The 15360-nt window shown below is 70.1% G+C and carries 18 protein-coding genes; 8 read left to right on the forward strand and 10 right to left on the reverse strand.

What is annotated here, in order from left to right:
• Positions 1-24: 24 nt before the first annotated feature.
• From RISW2_RS00535 to RISW2_RS00550, 4 genes are all read right to left on the reverse strand, one after another.
• Entirely contained in the window at positions 25-405 is a 381-nt protein-coding gene (locus RISW2_RS00535; protein ID WP_043765201.1) for a DUF2237 family protein, read from the reverse strand.
• Positions 406-431: 26 nt separating this feature from the next.
• The gene (locus RISW2_RS00540) at positions 432-1595 is read right to left on the reverse strand and encodes a serine hydrolase domain-containing protein (RefSeq protein ID WP_043765203.1); all 1164 of its coding nucleotides are present in this window, start codon (positions 1593-1595) and stop codon (positions 432-434) included.
• A 69-nt stretch (positions 1596-1664) separates the two neighbouring features.
• Positions 1665-2354: an aminoacyl-tRNA hydrolase gene (pth, locus tag RISW2_RS00545; protein WP_043765205.1), complete on the reverse strand. Its 690-nt coding sequence runs from the start codon at positions 2352-2354 to the stop codon at positions 1665-1667.
• Between the two features lie 123 nt (positions 2355-2477).
• Positions 2478-3134: a 50S ribosomal protein L25/general stress protein Ctc gene (locus RISW2_RS00550; RefSeq protein ID WP_043765208.1), complete on the reverse strand. Its 657-nt coding sequence runs from the start codon at positions 3132-3134 to the stop codon at positions 2478-2480.
• A 179-nt stretch (positions 3135-3313) separates the two neighbouring features.
• Here RISW2_RS00550 and RISW2_RS00555 point away from each other — a divergent pair, with 179 nt between their 5' ends.
• The gene (locus RISW2_RS00555; protein WP_043765210.1) at positions 3314-4489 is read left to right on the forward strand and encodes an MFS transporter; all 1176 of its coding nucleotides are present in this window, start codon (positions 3314-3316) and stop codon (positions 4487-4489) included.
• 9 nt (positions 4490-4498) lie between these two features.
• Here the strand turns inward: RISW2_RS00555 and RISW2_RS00560 are convergent, their stop codons facing one another.
• The 5 genes from RISW2_RS00560 to RISW2_RS25430 form a co-directional block, all read right to left on the reverse strand.
• A complete protein-coding gene (locus RISW2_RS00560; RefSeq protein ID WP_043765212.1) occupies positions 4499-5683 on the reverse strand; it encodes an alpha-hydroxy acid oxidase in 1185 nt (394 codons plus the stop codon).
• 61 nt (positions 5684-5744) lie between these two features.
• Positions 5745-6347: a pyridoxamine 5'-phosphate oxidase family protein gene (locus tag RISW2_RS00565; RefSeq protein ID WP_043765214.1), complete on the reverse strand. Its 603-nt coding sequence runs from the start codon at positions 6345-6347 to the stop codon at positions 5745-5747.
• 128 nt (positions 6348-6475) lie between these two features.
• Positions 6476-7267, reverse strand: coding sequence for a tryptophan synthase subunit alpha (trpA, locus tag RISW2_RS00570; RefSeq protein WP_043765217.1), 792 nt, complete (start codon positions 7265-7267; stop codon positions 6476-6478).
• Between the two features lie 84 nt (positions 7268-7351).
• A complete protein-coding gene (gene aroC, locus RISW2_RS00575) occupies positions 7352-8461 on the reverse strand; it encodes a chorismate synthase (RefSeq protein WP_043765221.1) in 1110 nt (369 codons plus the stop codon).
• 47 nt (positions 8462-8508) lie between these two features.
• Positions 8509-8691, reverse strand: coding sequence for a hypothetical protein (locus RISW2_RS25430; protein ID WP_211238650.1), 183 nt, complete (start codon positions 8689-8691; stop codon positions 8509-8511).
• A 32-nt stretch (positions 8692-8723) separates the two neighbouring features.
• On the opposite strand from RISW2_RS25430, the gene RISW2_RS00580 reads away from it, so the two are divergent.
• From RISW2_RS00580 to RISW2_RS00595, 4 genes are all read left to right on the forward strand, one after another.
• Positions 8724-9434 carry a DUF484 family protein gene (locus tag RISW2_RS00580; RefSeq protein WP_043765225.1) on the forward strand — a complete coding sequence of 237 codons (711 nt, stop codon included), beginning with the start codon at positions 8724-8726 and terminating at the stop codon, positions 9432-9434.
• Positions 9431-10357, forward strand: coding sequence for a tyrosine recombinase XerC (locus RISW2_RS00585; protein WP_043765229.1), 927 nt, complete (start codon positions 9431-9433; stop codon positions 10355-10357). The genes RISW2_RS00580 and RISW2_RS00585 overlap by 4 nt, the downstream gene beginning before the upstream one ends.
• 3 nt (positions 10358-10360) lie before the next feature.
• Entirely contained in the window at positions 10361-10981 is a 621-nt protein-coding gene (locus RISW2_RS00590; RefSeq protein WP_043765231.1) for an FMN-binding negative transcriptional regulator, read from the forward strand.
• 92 nt (positions 10982-11073) lie between these two features.
• Positions 11074-11679: a glutathione S-transferase gene (locus tag RISW2_RS00595; RefSeq protein WP_043765467.1), complete on the forward strand. Its 606-nt coding sequence runs from the start codon at positions 11074-11076 to the stop codon at positions 11677-11679.
• Between the two features lie 16 nt (positions 11680-11695).
• On the opposite strand, the gene RISW2_RS00600 is transcribed toward RISW2_RS00595, so the two are convergent.
• Positions 11696-12367: an outer membrane protein gene (locus tag RISW2_RS00600; RefSeq protein ID WP_043765233.1), complete on the reverse strand. Its 672-nt coding sequence runs from the start codon at positions 12365-12367 to the stop codon at positions 11696-11698.
• A 226-nt stretch (positions 12368-12593) separates the two neighbouring features.
• Between RISW2_RS00600 and petA the strand changes: the two genes are divergently transcribed.
• From petA to RISW2_RS00615, 3 genes are read left to right on the forward strand one after another with little or no spacing between them, the layout of a single operon-like run.
• Positions 12594-13157 (forward strand): ubiquinol-cytochrome c reductase iron-sulfur subunit, encoded by a 564-nt coding sequence (gene petA / locus RISW2_RS00605; protein ID WP_043765235.1) that lies wholly within the window; start codon positions 12594-12596, stop codon positions 13155-13157.
• 20 nt (positions 13158-13177) lie between these two features.
• Positions 13178-14521: a cytochrome b gene (gene petB / locus RISW2_RS00610; protein WP_043765237.1), complete on the forward strand. Its 1344-nt coding sequence runs from the start codon at positions 13178-13180 to the stop codon at positions 14519-14521.
• 17 nt (positions 14522-14538) lie between these two features.
• Complete coding sequence (locus RISW2_RS00615; protein WP_043765239.1) at positions 14539-15336, forward strand: cytochrome c1; 798 nt, start codon at positions 14539-14541, stop codon at positions 15334-15336.
• Positions 15337-15360 lie beyond the last annotated feature (24 nt).

Below are 15360 nucleotides of genomic sequence, written 5' to 3' on the forward strand. Positions count from 1 at the left end.
TGCCCGGCTTTGCTCCGATGTCGCTCAGTCGGGCAGGTCGATCGCGTGCGCGCGCAGCTTGTCCTCGGGCACGATCTCGAGCGCCCGCCGATGGGTCGCGGCGAGCGAGACCCGCGGCGCGCATCCCTCCTCCGCCGCCTGGAGGAAGCGGCCGGCGCAGACGCACCAGCGGTCGCCGGGGCGGAGCCCCTCGAACCCGAACTCGGGGCGCGGCGTCGAAAGGTCGTTCCCCACGTACTTGGAATATGCCAGGAACTCGGCGGTCATCACCGCGCAGACGGTGTGGCTGCCCACGTCCTCGTTGCAGGTATTGCACGCGCCGTCGCGGAAGAAGCCGGTCAGGGGATCGACCGAGCACGGCTCCAGCGGCCCGCCCAGGACGTTGATCTTCGGGTCCATCTCCATGGGGCGCCTCCTGCCGACACAACCGGTTACACGCTGTCCCGAATACGACGGAACATCTGCAGCGAGTCCATGAACGCCCCGTCCTCGCGGAAGTTCCGGTCCGCCCCGTTGACCGCGATCACCACCCCGGCAGCGCGGTCGAGGTAGAGGTACTGCCCGTAAACCCCGCGCCCCAGGACCTCTCCGCTGTCGCCGTCCGCGGGGATCCACCACTGGTAGCCGTAGCGCAGCGCACCGGGCGCGGTGGGCGCAGAGGGCACGGTGCTGGCCGCGATCCAGTCCGCCGGCACCACCTGCCGTCCGTCCCAGTGGCCGCCCTGCAGCACCATCTGGCCGAAGCGCGCGTAGTCCCGCGTCGTCATGGCAAGTCCGCCCAGAGCGAAGGCCACGCCGTAACCGTCCGTCACGTAAAGCGGTTCGCGTTCGAGCCCGAGCGGCGCCACGATCCGCTCGGACATGAGGTCGGGCAGCGACTGCCCGGTGGCGCCGCGCAGGACCATCGACAGGACATGCGTGTCGATCGACACGTAGGCCCAGGACGTGCCCGGCGCGGCCGCCCGGTCGTCGAGTCCCGCGGCATAGCTGTCCATCGAGCCGCCCAGCGCAAGGACGCGGCCCATGCGGTTGATGTCGCTCCAGAAGTCCAGGTAGTCCTCGTCGAAGGCCACGCCCGAGGACATCTGCAGCACGTTCCGGACGGACACGCCGTCATAGGCCGACCCGGCGAGGGCCGGCGCGTAGCGTGTCACCGGGTCGTCGAGGCTGTCGATCGTGCCATCCGCAACGACGGTGCCGAAGAGCGCGGAAAGAAACGATTTCGCCATCGACCAGGAGATCCGCAGATCGTCCGGGCCCGTGCCGAGCCGGTAGGTCTCGTGCCGGATCGCACCCTCCTTCAGCACCACCATCGCCGTCACCGCCCTTCGGTCGAGCCAGGCGTCGAGCCCGTCCGGCGGCACAAGCGGCATGCCCTGCGGCAGCGGCACCGCGGGACCGTCGCCGCGCGGCACCGGCGCCGTGTGAAAGAGCGTGTGCATGTTGCTGAAGTTGCGCACGATCCTGTCCTCGGCGAACAGGCTCGTCACGGCCATGAGCCGCGTCAGGTCCTCGCGCTTCCACAGGCCGGCCGCCAGCACGGCAAGGGCCACGATGCCCGCCGCGGCGGCGGCGCGCGCCGTCCGTCTGCCCATCTTCCCCGTCCTCCCGGCACGCAGCGAACACCGGTGCCGCGCGTCCGGCAAGCGTGACGCTGCGGCGCTTCAGCGGAAGCGATCGGCGAGCCGCTGGAGCGGGGAGCGCGCGTCGGGCTCGGGGTCTGCGGGCCCTTCCGCGGCGGGGCGTTCGGTCTCGACGCGCCCGGGCTTCGGCGCGCTCTCGCGCTGGGGCTGCGTGCGCAGCGCGACCTTGGTGGTGAAGCCCGCCGCATCGCCGTCCGCGAGGGCCGGCGCCCCGTCCGAGATGCCGCGCAGCACGTCGTCGAGCCAGGCCTCGTCGGCCTTGGCGAAGTCGTGCAGCACGTAGCCCGACACCAGTTCCTTGCGGCCGGGATGACCGATCCCGATGCGCACGCGGCGGTAGGCCTCGCCGATGTGGGCGTGGATCGAGCGCAGCCCGTTGTGACCCGCATGGCCGCCGCCGGTCTTGACCTTGACCTTGCCCGGCGCGAGGTCGAGCTCGTCGTGCAGGATCACCACGTCCTCGGGGCCGAGCTTGTAGAAGCGCATCGCCTCGCCCACCGCCTGGCCCGAGAGGTTCATGAAGGTGCCGGGTTTCAGCAGGATGACCTTGTCGCCGCCGAGCCTGCCCTCCGCCGCCTCGCCCTGGAAGCGGGCGCGCCACGGCCCGAGCCCGTGGTCCTCGGCGATGCGGTCCACCGCCATGAAGCCCACGTTGTGCCGGTTGCCCGCGTATTTCGCGCCCGGATTGCCGAGACCTGCGAAGAGTTTCATGGCCGTCTCCCCTCTGCGTCGGGCCGAGAGATAGGGCGCGGGCGCGCCGGCCGCAACGAAAACGGCCCCGCGCGGGGGCGCGGGGCCGTGATGGCGGGGCAGGGATGCCGCGCCGCGTCGGGATCAGTCGTTCTCGCCCTCGACGGTCTCGGCGTTCTGTTCGATGACCTCGGTCTCCGTCACCTCGTCCTCGTCGGACGCCGCGGCCAGCGCGGACGGCGCGGTGATGTTGCAGATCACGAAATCGCGGTCGATCGTCTTCTTGGCGCCCTCGGGCAGCGGGACGCTCGAGATGGTCAGCGTGTCGCCGATCTCGAGGCCCTCGAGATCCGCCACGACCTTTTCCGGGATGTCGCCGGCGGTCACCATCAGCTCGACCTCGGGACGCACGACGGTCATCACGCCGCCCTTGCGCAGGCCCGGGCACTTGTCCTCGTTGATGAACTCGACCGGGATGTAGAGGTTGATCTTCGAGGTCCGGCGCAGGCGCATGAAGTCCACATGCGTCGGCAGGTCCTTGACCACGTCGCGCTGCACGTCGCGGCAGATCACGCGGACGTCCTCGTGGCCGTCAACCTTGAGGTTGAAGAGCCGCGACTTGAAGCGGCCGGCGCGCAGGCGCTTGATGAGGTCGTTGTAGGGCAGGTTGATGGGCAGCGGTTCCTTTTCGCCACCGAACACGATCCCCGGAACGAGATTGGCGCGACGCGCCGCACGAGCGGCGCCCTTGCCCGTCCCCGTGCGTTCCTGGGCGTGAAGATCTGGGATTTCTCCAGCCATGTCTTTAACTCCTGATGTCTGACGCGGCGTGCCTCCAAGGCTGTCACCCCGCGCGAGTGCTGCCCGTTACACGCATGCCCCCGCCATGGCAAGGCGATTCGGGGGTACGCGCGGCGCACACCCGCCGTCCCGTCGAGGGCGTCTGGACGCCGGGCGCGCCGCATGTCACAGGCACCGCCATGCAGATGCTGGGTGATCTCCGGGCCAGCCGCGGCCCCGCGGCGGCCTTTGCCGCGATGGGCGTGTTCTGGGGCGGTTTCGCGGCGCAGGTGCCCGCGGTCAAGGCGCAGGTCGGACTGTCCGACGGCGGCTTCGGGCTGGCGCTGCTCGTGGCCACGGTGGGTGCGGTCGCGGCCATGTGGCTCGCCCCCCTGGCCGAGGCGCGGCTCGGGCGGCACGCGCTGAGCGTGGCGACAGCGGCCTCCGCGACGGTCGCGCTCTTTCCCGGAATGATCGGCGACGGCGTCACCTTCGCGCTGGTGATGCTGCTGGGCTGCATGGGGCTCGGCGTCATGGACGTGGTGATGAACACCCGCATCAGCCTGATCGAGAGCGTCACGGGCCGCACGCTGATGAACCTCAACCACGCGATCTACTCGCTGACCTACGCCTTCGTCGCGCTGGCGGTCGGGCTCGCGCGGGAGGCGGGCATCGCGCCCGCGCCGATATTCCTCGTGCTCGGCGCGGTCATGTTCGGCCTCACGATCATCGTGGCGACGGTGCGCGACCCCGCGGCGCCGGCGGATGCCGACGACGACGCGGACGGCCCGGTCGTGGTGCGGGCGCCCTGGGCGCTGATCCTGCCGGGCGGCCTGATCGTGTGCCTGGCCTTCCTGTCCGAACAGGCGACCGAGGGCTGGTCGGCGCTTCATCTCGAGCGCGGTCACGGCGCGGGTGCCGCGGCGGGCGCGCTCGGGCCTGCGCTTCTCGGGCTCACCATGGGCATCGGCCGGCTGTCGGGGCAGGTGCTGGCGCAGCGGCTGTCGGAACGGTCGGTGATCGCCGCCGCCACCCTGATCGCCGCCGTGGGCGCGCTCGTCGCCGCGCACGGGCCCGGCCTCGGCTTCGCGCTCGCGGGCTTCACGCTGATGGGGCTCGGTCTCTCGGTCGTGGTGCCCATGGTCTTTGCCTGGGTGGGGCGGCTCGTGCCGTCGCGGGCGCGCGCGCACGCGATCTCGCGGCTGTCGGTCGTGGGCTATACCGGTTTCTTCCTCGGGCCGCCGATGATGGGCTTCGTGTCCGAGGGGTTCGGCCTCTCGACGTCCTTCACGGTGATCGCCGTCCTGCTGCTGGTGGTGCCGCTCGCGCTCCTGCCGGCGCTCGGGCGCGGGGCGATGCCCGTCCGCGCGCCCTGAGGAGACGCCTCAGGCGTTGCGGCGCGGCGCCTCCCAGCGACCCGAGAAGTCCTCGGGCACGAGAAGGATGTCGCGGTCGATGTCAGTGACGTGCCGCCGTCCGCAGAGCGCCATCGACACGTCGAGCTCGTTGCGGATGATCTCGAGCGCGCGGGTCACGCCCTTCTGGCCCATGGCGCCGAGGCCGTAGATGTAGGCGCGCCCGATATGCACGCCCTTGGCGCCCATGGCGAGCGCCTTGAGCACGTCCTGGCCCGACCGCACGCCGCTGTCGAGGTGCACCTCGACCTTGTCGCCCACCGCGTCGAGCACCGGGGTCAGCGCCCGGATCGACGACAGCGCGCCATCGAGCTGCCGGCCGCCGTGGTTCGAGACGATGATCGCGTCGGCGCCCACGTTCACCGCCTCGAGCGCATCGCGCGGGTCCATGATCCCCTTGATGATGAGGGGGCCGTCCCACATGTCCCGGAACTGCCGGATGCGGTCCCAGTTCAGCGACTGGTCGAATTTCTGCGCCGTCCACGTCATCAGCGAGGACGGGTCGTCCACGTCCGCCACGTGGCCGACGATGTTGCCGAACTGCCGCCGCCTGGTCGACAGCATGCCCATGGCCCAGGCCCACTTGGTCGAGAGGTTCACGAGAGTGCGCAGCGTGGGCTTTGGAGGCGCCGACAGCCCGTTGCGATGGTCCTTGTGCCTCTGGCCGAGAAGCTGGAGGTCGACGGTGATGACCGCGGCCGAGCATTTCGCGGCCCTGGCCCGGTCGAAGAGCCTGCGCATGTAATCGTCGTCGGTCAGCGTGTAGACCTGCAGCCAGAACGGCTTCGAGGTGTTGGCGGCGACGTCCTCGATCGAGCAGATCGACATGGTGGACAGGCTGAAGGGCACGCCGAACGCCTCGGCCGCCTTCGCCGCCTTGATCTCGCCGTCCCAGTGCTGCATCCCCGTCATGCCCACGGGCGCGAGCGCCACCGGCATCGCCACGTCCTGGCCGATCATGGTGCTGCGGGTGGTGCGGTTCGCCATGTCCACGGCCACCCGCTGGCGCAGGTAGATCTTGTCGAAATCCGAGGAATTCTCCCGGAAGGTCTGTTCCGTCCAGCTGCCCGACTCGCAGTAATCGTAGAACATCTTGGGCACGCGACGCCGGTAGATGCGCTTGAGGTCCTCGATCTCGGTGATGACGGGGGGCATGCGGCTCTCCTCGGGCGGACGTTCCGAGGAGGCTTAGCAAGCGTCGTGACGTCCGTCCATCTCAGGCCCCGCCGAGCCGCGCGAGCTCTGCCTCGAGCTCGGCGATGTGCGCCTCGCGAGTTTCGAGGGCGCGCGCCACGTCGGCGGCCTCGAACCGTTGGGGGATGTGCTGCGGGCAGTTCCGGTCGATCGCGGCCACGTCGATGATCAGCGCGCGTTCCGCCCGGCCGGTGCCGTCCCCGGGCATCAGCCGCGCCACGAGGTCGGGATCGTCCTCGACCATGCGGGCGGTTCCCCAGATCTTGACCCGCAGGCGGTTGGCGTAATCGATGAGAAAGAGGTGGATGCGCGGGTTCTCGGACAGGTTGCCGGTCGAGATGTACTGCCGGTTCCCCGCGAGGTCGGCCATCCCGAGCGTGCGTTCGTCGAGGACCTTCAGGAATCCCGGCGGCCCGCCGCGGTGCTGGATGTAGGGCTGGCCATCCGCGCTCGCCGTGGCGAGGAAGACGGACCGCTGGGCCGCGATGAACTGCGCCACGTCGGGCGAAATCGTCGTGTCCCACCCGCCCCGTGCCTCGACGCGGGCATAGGCGGCGCGCGATCCGAGCCGGTCCTGCACGGCCTTGACCGCGGGCGAGAAGGCGATGTCGGTCGAGGGCTGCATGGCGGTCGCTCCGGTGTGGTCCGGCAGGCCCCATGCGCCGCCGGCCCGTCGAACATGGCCCCGGAACCCGCGAGGAACAATCCGTGCAAAACGGAAGTCAGTATTCCTGTTTTCGCAATGACCGACGCTCAGGCGGAATGGGCGCCCCCGGCGAGCGAGGCGACGAAGTCCAGCACCTCGGGCACCGGGCGCCCCTCGGCCAGCGCCGCCACGATGGCCGAGCCCACGACGCAGCCGTCGGCCACGCCGGCGATGGCCGCGGCGCTCTCGGGTGTGCGGATCCCGAAGCCCACGATCACGGGCAGGTCGGTCTGCGCCTTGATGCGCGACACCTCGGGGCCCACGTCGCCGGCCTCTGCCGCTGCGGCGCCCGTGATCCCGGTGATCGACACGTAGTAGACGAAGCCCGAGGTGTTCTGCAGCACGCGCGGCAGCCTCCGGTCATCGGTCGTGGGCGTCGCAAGGCGTATGAAGTTCATGCCGGCCTTCTGCGCGGGCAGGCACAGCTCGTCGTCCTCCTCGGGCGGCAGGTCGACCACGATCAGCCCGTCGATGCCGGCCTCGGTCGCCTGCGCCAGGAACCGGTCGACGCCGCGCGAATAGATCGGGTTGTAGTAGCCCATGAGCACGATGGGCGTCTCGTTGTCCTCGGCGCGGAAGCGGCGCACCATGTCGAGCGTCCGGTCGAGCGTCATGCCGCCGGCGAGCGCGCGCTGGCCCGCGGTCTGGATCGTCGGGCCATCGGCCATGGGATCGGTGAAAGGCAGGCCCAGCTCGATCACGTCGACGCCGGCGCCGGGCAGCCCGCGCATGAGCTCGAAAGAGGTTTCCACGTCCGGGTCGCCGGCCATGATGTAGGCCACGAAGGCCTTCCGTCCGTCCTGCCGGAGGCTGGCGAAACGGGCGTCGATCCGGGTCATTGTCTCTCTCCCTTGCGCGGTCCGCTGAACCGGATGCCCGAGAGGGGCGGGGAAATCAACGTCATTCTCCGGAATGGCGGGCGCTCAGTCCTCCGCGCCGATGCGTCCGCGCACCCCGCCGGTCTGGCCGCGGTCGCGCAGGAGGTGGTCGAGCAGCACGCAGGCCATCATCGCCTCGCCCACCGGCACCGCGCGGATGCCGACGCAGGGATCGTGGCGGCCCTTGGTCACGACCTCGGTTTCCCGGCCGGAGCGGGTGATCGAGGCGCGCGGCGTAAGGATCGACGAGGTGGGCTTCACCGCGAAGCGCACGACGACGTCCTGCCCGGTCGAGATGCCGCCGAGGATGCCGCCCGCATGGTTCGACGCGTAGACCGGCTGGCCGTCCGGGCCGAGGGTGATCTCGTCGGCATTGGCCTCGCCGGTCAGCCGCGCGGCGGCCATGCCCTCGCCGATCTCGACGCCCTTCACCGCGTTGATCGACATCATCGCGGCAGCGAGGTCGGTGTCGAGCTTGCCGTAGACCGGCGCACCGAGCCCCGGCGGCACGCCCTCCGCGACCACCTCGATCTCGGCGCCGCAGGACGATCCGGCCTTCCGCAGCCCGTCGAGATAGGCGGCCCAGCGTTCGGCCGTCTCGGCCGAGGGCACCCAGAAGGGGTTCTTGTCGATCTGGTCCATGTCGCGCGGCCCCTCGAGCGCATGCGCGCCCATCCGCGTCATGTAGCCCGTGATCCTGAGGCCCGGCGCCAGCGCCGCGAGCGCGGCGCGCGCCACGCCTCCGGCGGCGACCCGTGCCGCGGTCTCGCGCGCCGAGGAGCGCCCGCCGCCGCGGTAGTCGCGGTGGCCGTATTTCTGGAAATAGGCGATGTCCGCGTGGCCGGGACGGAAGGTCTCGGCGATGTCGCCGTAATCCTTGGACCGCTGGTCGGTGTTCTCGATCATCAGCTGGATCGGCGTGCCGGTGGTGCGCCCCTCGAACACGCCCGAGAGGATTCGCACCGCGTCGGCCTCGCGGCGCTGCGTGGTGTAGCGGTTCTGGCCGGGCTTGCGCCGGTCGAGCCAGCGCTGCAGCGACGCCTCGTCGAGCGCGATGCCCGGCGGGCAGCCGTCCACGGTGCAGCCGAGCGCGGGCCCGTGGCTTTCCCCCCACGTGGTGACGCGGAAGAGGTGGCCGAAGGTGTTGTGGCTCATGCGCGCGCGGCCTCCCCGTGCCTGCAGACAGGTTTCCCAGCGGTCGCCTAGGCCAGCGGGCGCGGCGCATCAAGAGGTTTCGGCGGCCGCGACGGGATCGCGGGGTCGCCGGCGCGCGTGGCCGCGATGCCACCCGCGCCGCCAAACTGGCCGGCCGGATTGACTTGCGGCGTGCACTTGAACAAGAAACCGTAAAAACTTCCGTCCACACGGGAAATCGGGTCAGGCATCCGCCGGCGCGGTCCCCTCAGGAGAGGCCCGGATGAGCAACAGCCAAGCCAGCATCGACACCACCCTGCGCGACACGATCATCGCGACCCCCGACATCGTGCTCGAGGATCGCGACCTCATGCGCGCACTGGTCGCGGCCAACGAGCGGGCCATGGGCGCGAACATCGTCGACCTGCGCGGCATCGCCATGGAGCGTCTTGAATCGCGGCTCGAACGGCTGGAGGAGACGCACCGCTCGGTCATCGCCGCGGCCTACGAGAACCTCGCGGGGACGAACCAGATCCATCGCGCGATCCTGCGCATGCTCGACCCGGTCGAGTTCGAGGGGTTCCTGCGCGACCTCGGCGGCGACGTGGCGGACATCCTGCGCGTCGATTGCGTGAAGCTCGTGCTGGAAAGCCGCGAGGGCGGCGACATCCCGTCGGTGCGCCGGCTGGGCGAGATCCTGAGCGTGGCCGAACCGGGCTTCGTCTCGCATTACGTGACCGGCGGGCGCAACACGCCCGTGCGCGCGGTCACGCTGCGGCAGATCCACCAGGCGGATGCCCAGGTCTACGGCGAGGTGGCGAGCTGGATCCGGTCGGAAGCGTGCCTCGTGCTCGACCTCGGGCCCGGGCGGCTCCCGGGTCTCCTCGTCCTCGGCGCCGAGGATCCGGAGCTCTTCACGCCGCAGCACGGGACCGACCTGCTCGGGTTCTTCGGAGGCGTCTTCGAGCGTTCCATGCGCCGCTGGCTGTCGTGACGCTCGCGGTCTCGCCCCAGGCGCGCGATGCGCTCGAGGCGTGGCTTGCGCAGCTTTCGGCGGTGCGTGGTGCGGCGGCGGCGACGATCCGCGCCTACCGCGCCGACGTCGTCGACTTCATCGCCTTCATGGCCGTGCACCGCGGCGGGACCGAGGGCCTCGGTCCGCTGATGCAGGTCGACGTGCGCGACATGCGCGCGTGGATGGCGCATGCCCGCGGGCAGGGGGCGAGCGGGCGGTCGCTCGCGCGCAAGCTCTCGGCGGTCAAGTCGTTCTACCGCTGGCTGGCCGAACGCGAGGGCGTCGAGGCGACCGCGGTCCTGTCGGCGCGCGCGCCGCGCTTCGACCGCAAGCTGCCGCGCCCGCTGTCCGAGGAGGCCGCGCGCGCCATGATCGACCGGGTGGAGCTGCAATCCGAGACCGGCTGGATCGCGGCGCGGGACGCGGCGGTGGTCACGCTCCTCTACGGCTGCGGCCTGCGCATCTCCGAGGCGCTGGGGCTGGCGGGGCGCGACCTGCCCATGGGCGACTCGCTGCGCATCCGCGGCAAGGGCGGCAAGGAACGCGTCGTCCCGGTCCTGCCGGCGGCGCGGCAGGCGGTCGAGCGCTACCTGGCGCTCTGTCCCTTCCCGGTCGAGACCGACGCGCCGATCTTCCGCGGCGTGCGGGGCGGCGCGCTCAACGCGCGCGTCGTGCAGAAGGTGACCGAGGCCGCACGCATGCAGCTCGGCCTGCCGGCGACCGCGACGCCGCACGCCATGCGCCACAGCTTCGCCACGCATCTCCTGGCGGCGGGCGGCGACCTGCGCGCGATCCAGGAACTGCTGGGCCACGGGTCGCTGTCGACCACGCAGGCCTACACCTCGGTGGATGGCGTGCACCTGATGCGCGTCTACGAGGCCACGCATCCCAAGGCGCGCTGAGCCATGCATCCGAACCGCGTCTTCCGCAGCGTCGACCACGCCGGGGACATCGCCTTTGCCCGCACGCGCGGCTTCGGCGTGCTGGCGCTGTCGGGGCCGGGCGCGCCGCTGCTGGCGCACGTGCCGTTTCACCTGTCCGAGGACGGCGGCACCGCGCGGCTGCACCTCGTGCGCTCGAATCCGGTGGCGCGCGCCCTCGATGCGCCGCACCCGGCGGTGATCGCGGTCTCGGGGCCCGACGGCTACGTCTCGCCCGACTGGTACGGCCTGCCCGACCAGGTGCCCACGTGGAACTACGTGGCGGTGCACCTCGCCGGCCGGCTGGAACGCCGCCCGGGCGACGAGATGCGCGCCATGCTGGACCTCCAGAGCGCGGCCTACGAGGCGCGGCTCGCGCCCAAGGCGCCGTGGACCGCGGACAAGATGACGCCCGACGCGCTCGAGCGGCTGATGCGCGCGATCGTCCCCTGCGTGCTGCACGTGGAGGCGATCGACGCCACGTGGAAGCTCAACCAGAACAAGCCCGACGCTGCCCGGCTCGGCGCGGCCGGGGCCGTCGCCGAGGGCATCGGGCAGGAGCTCGACGCGCTGGCGGCGCTGATGCGGAACCCGCCCGCCCTCTGACCAAGCGGCGGCGCGAAAAGCGGATTGCCGTTCCCGTCCCGCCCTCTAGTGTCGGCCGCACACACGTGGCGACAGAGGAGAGCCGGACCATGATGACGCTTCTGATGGCAGGGCCGTCGCCCTTCGTGCGCACGGTCCTCGTCACCGCGCACGAGACCGGCCAGATCGCCGAGATCGAGACGCGCAAGGTCGCGGCGTCGCCCACCGGCGCCGATCCCGAGCTCGTCTCGGCCAACCCGCTGGGCAAGATCCCGGCGCTGATGCGGCCCGACGGGCCGGCGCTCTACGACAGCCGGGTGATCTGCCGCTACCTCGACCACCGCGCGCAGGCCGGCCTCTATCCCGACAGCCGCCTGTGGGAGGTGCTGACGCTCGAGGCGACGGCGCAGGCGATGATGGATGCGGGCGTGTCCATGGTCTACGAGCGCCGCGTGCGGCCCGAGGACATGGTGTACGAGCCGTGGATCGCGGGGCAGTGGGGCAAGATCACGCGCGCGCTCGACGCGGTCGAGGCGCGCTGGACGAGCCACCTGTCGGGGCGGCTGACCATGGCGCAGATCGCGCTCGGCTGTGCGCTGGGCTATCTCGACTTCCGCCACGGCGACCGCGGCTGGCGCGAGGGACGCCCGACGCTCGCCGCGTGGTACGCGCGATTCGCGGAGCGTCCGTCGATGCAGGAAACGGAACCCGCCGCCTGAGGCGACGGGCGCGCGGTCAGAACTTCAGCGTGACGCCGAAGTTCACCGCGTTGGTCTTGATGTCCGATTGCAGCGATCCCTCGCCCTCGAGGTCGACGTCGTTCGACGAGTAGGTGAACTGGTACTCGCCGAAGACCGACACGCGCTCGGTCAGGTCGTAGCTGGCACCGGCCATGAGGCGCGCCGCGGGGCCTGCATATTGCAGCTCGTAGGTCTCGAAGCCGTTGGTCGAATCGACGTCCACGTGCGGGACCGAGATGCCGATGCCGCCGCCGACGTAGGGCGTCACGGATCCCCAGCGGTTCGGCCAGCGGTAGAGCGCGTTCGCGGTCACGATGTTCAGGCCGTCGGTGAACTCGAGGTCGTCGAACCCGATCGCCGCCTTCTCGTCGTCGGGCGCGTAGACCTTGGTGTGGGTGAACTCGAGGCCGAAGCCCACGTTCTCGGACCGCCACCAGGTGCCGCGGATGCCGTAATAGGGCGGCATCTCGAAGGATTTGCCGTCCCAGCCGATGAGCGCGTCGAAATCCGCGCCGGTGCCGGGATAGTCGCCCTTGACGCGGCTGTGCGGGGCCGTCTGCCAGCCCGAGTAGAGCGAGAATTCGAGATCCTGCGCCGCGACCGGTGCCGCGCAGAGCGCGGCGGCCGTCGCGAGGCCGATCAGTGCAGACGTCCGTCCGGTCTTCATTCCATGTCCCAATGTCGCGTGGCGCTTCGACTTTCCACATATAGGCGCGCCGTGCGGCACTCAACCGCGACAGATGCGCGCTAGGTCCAATTGCACCGTTTTGTGTTCTGGACGGCTCAGCCGCGTGCCGTTAAATACCGCGCCCATGATGATGATGCCGCAGCGCCCCGCGCCGCGGCTGCCATGCAAGTGCCCCGCAGAGGGGCCCAGGACTGGAGGTGACCTCGTGTCCCACGCAGACGATACCGCAGGCACCCGGAGGGATTTCCTCTACTACGCCACCGCCGGGGCCGGTGCCGTGACCGCGGGCGCGGCGATCTGGCCGCTGGTGAACCAGATGAACCCGTCCGCCGACGTGCGGGCGCTGTCCTCGATCCGGGTCGATGTCGGCGGCGTCGCCGAAGGCACGCAGCTGACCGTGCAGTGGCTCGGCAAGCCCGTGTTCGTGCGTCACCGCACCGCGACCGAGATCGAGGAAGGCCGGGCCGTCGACGTGTCCGACCTGATCGACCCCGTCGCGCGCAACGGCAACCTGCAGGGCGAGGTGCCCGCCACCGACGAGAACCGCACCCTCGACGAGGAAGGCAAGTGGCTCGTGATGATGGGCGTGTGCACCCATCTCGGCTGCGTGCCGCTCGGCAACGGCGCCGGCGATTTCGACGGCTGGTTCTGCCCCTGCCATGGCTCTCACTACGACACCGCCGGCCGCATCCGCCGGGGACCCGCACCGACGAACCTGCCGGTCCCGATCGCCGAGTTCGCCGACGAAACCACCATCGTCCTGGGCTGAGGACAAAGGGAGGAACGACTATGGCCGGCATTCCCCACGACCATTACGAACCCAAGACGGGCGGCGAGAAGTGGCTGCATTCGCGGCTGCCGATCGTCGGCCTGCTCTACGACACGATCATGATCCCCACGCCCAAGAACCTGAACTGGATGTGGATCTGGGGCATCGTGCTGACCTTCACCCTGGTCCTGCAGATCGTCACGGGCATCACGCTGGTGATGCACTACGCGCCGGACACCGACATCGCCTTCGCCTCGGTCGAGCACATCATGCGTGACGTGAACGGCGGCTGGGCGCTGCGCTACCTGCACGCGAACGGCGCCTCGCTGTTCTTCGTCGCGGTCTACTTCCACATCTTCCGCGGCCTCTACTACGGGTCCTACAAGACCCCGCGCGAGGTGACGTGGATCATCGGCATCCTGATCTACCTGCTGATGATGGGCACCGCCTTCATGGGCTACGTCCTGCCGTGGGGCCAGATGTCCTTCTGGGGCGCCACCGTGATCACCGGCCTCTTCGGCGCGATCCCGTTCGTGGGCGAGACGATCCAGACCTGGCTGCTGGGCGGACCCGCGGTGGGCAACTACACCCTGACGCGCTTCTTCTCGCTGCACTACCTGTTCCCGTTCGTCATCGCGGGCCTGGTGATCGTGCACATCTGGGCCTTCCACACCACGGGCAACAACAACCCCACCGGGGTCGAGGTGCGCCGCGGGTCCAAGGCCGATGCCGCCAAGGACACGGTGCCGTTCTGGCCCTACTACGTGATCAAGGACCTGTTCGCGCTGGCGATCATCATGGCGGTGTTCTTCGCGGTGGTGGGCTTCATGCCGAACTACCTCGGTCACCCCGACAACTACATCGAGGCGAACCCGCTGGCGACGCCCGCGCACATCGTGCCCGAATGGTACTTCCTGCCGTTCTACGCGATCCTGCGTGCCTTCACCTCCGAGGTCTGGGCGGTGCAGTTCGTGAGCTTCATCACCGGCGGCATCATCGACGCGAAGTTCTTCGGCGTGCTCGCCATGTTCGGCGCGATCGCGGTCATGGCGCTGGCGCCGTGGCTCGACACCTCGACCGTGCGCTCGGGCCGCTACCGGCCGATGTTCAAGTGGTGGTTCGCGCTCCTCGTGGTGGACTTCATCGTCCTGATGTGGGTCGGCGCGCAGTCGACCGAGTTCCCCTACGACTGGATCTCGCTGATCGCCTCGACCTACTGGTTCGCCTACTTCCTGGTGATCCTGCCGCTCCTCGGCGTGATCGAGAAGCCGCTGGCGCGGCCCGACACCATCGAGGCCGACTTCGACGCCCGCAAGGCCGCCTCGGGCTCCGGCAAGGCTCCGGGCATGGCGCCGGCGGAATGAGAAAGGATCCGATCGCGATGTTGAGACAACTTGCAGCACCGGCCCTGATCGCGGGCCTGGCCCTCGCGGGCAGCGGCGTCGCCGCCGCCACCGGCGAGGTGCACCAGGAAATCCACGACTACCAGTTCTCGTTCGAGGGGCCCTTCGGCAGCTACGACCAGGCGCAGCTTCAGCGCGGCCTGCAGATCTATACGCAGGTCTGCTCCGGCTGCCACGGCCTGAAATTCGTGCCGCTGCGCTCGCTCGGGGACGAATCCGGCCCCGGCTACAGCGACGCCGAGGTGCGCGCCTATGCCGAGCAGAACTTCGAGGTCTTCGACCCCGAGCTCGACGACTACCGGCCGGCGCGTCCGACCGACAACTTCCCCGAGGTCGACGCCGTCGGTGCCCCGGACCTGTCGCTCATGGCGAAGGCGCGCGCGGGCTTCCACGGCCCCTACGGGACCGGCATCAACCAGCTGGTCAAGGGCATGGGCGGCGCGGAATACATTGCGTCGCTGCTGAACGGCTATACCGGCGAGCAGATGGAACAGGCGGGCACCATCCTCTACGAGAACACGGCGTTCCCGGGCGGCTGGATCTCGATGGCGCCGCCGCTCTACGGCGAGGACGTGTCCTATGCCGAAGGGCAGCCCGAGCCCACGCTCGAGCAGGAGGCGCAGGACGTGGCCGCGTTCCTGATGTGGACGGCCGAGCCCAAGATGATGGCGCGCAAGCAGGCGGGCTTTGCGGGCGTGCTGTTCCTGACCGTGCTGTCGGTGCTGCTCTACCTCACCAACAAGCGCATCTGGGCGCCGATCAAGAAGAAGGGCTGACCGCCCGACGGTCCGGCCCGAAAA

Origin of the sequence: Roseivivax isoporae LMG 25204, from assembly GCF_000521865.1 — a bacterium.
GTDB classification, from domain to species: domain Bacteria; phylum Pseudomonadota; class Alphaproteobacteria; order Rhodobacterales; family Rhodobacteraceae; genus Roseivivax; species Roseivivax isoporae.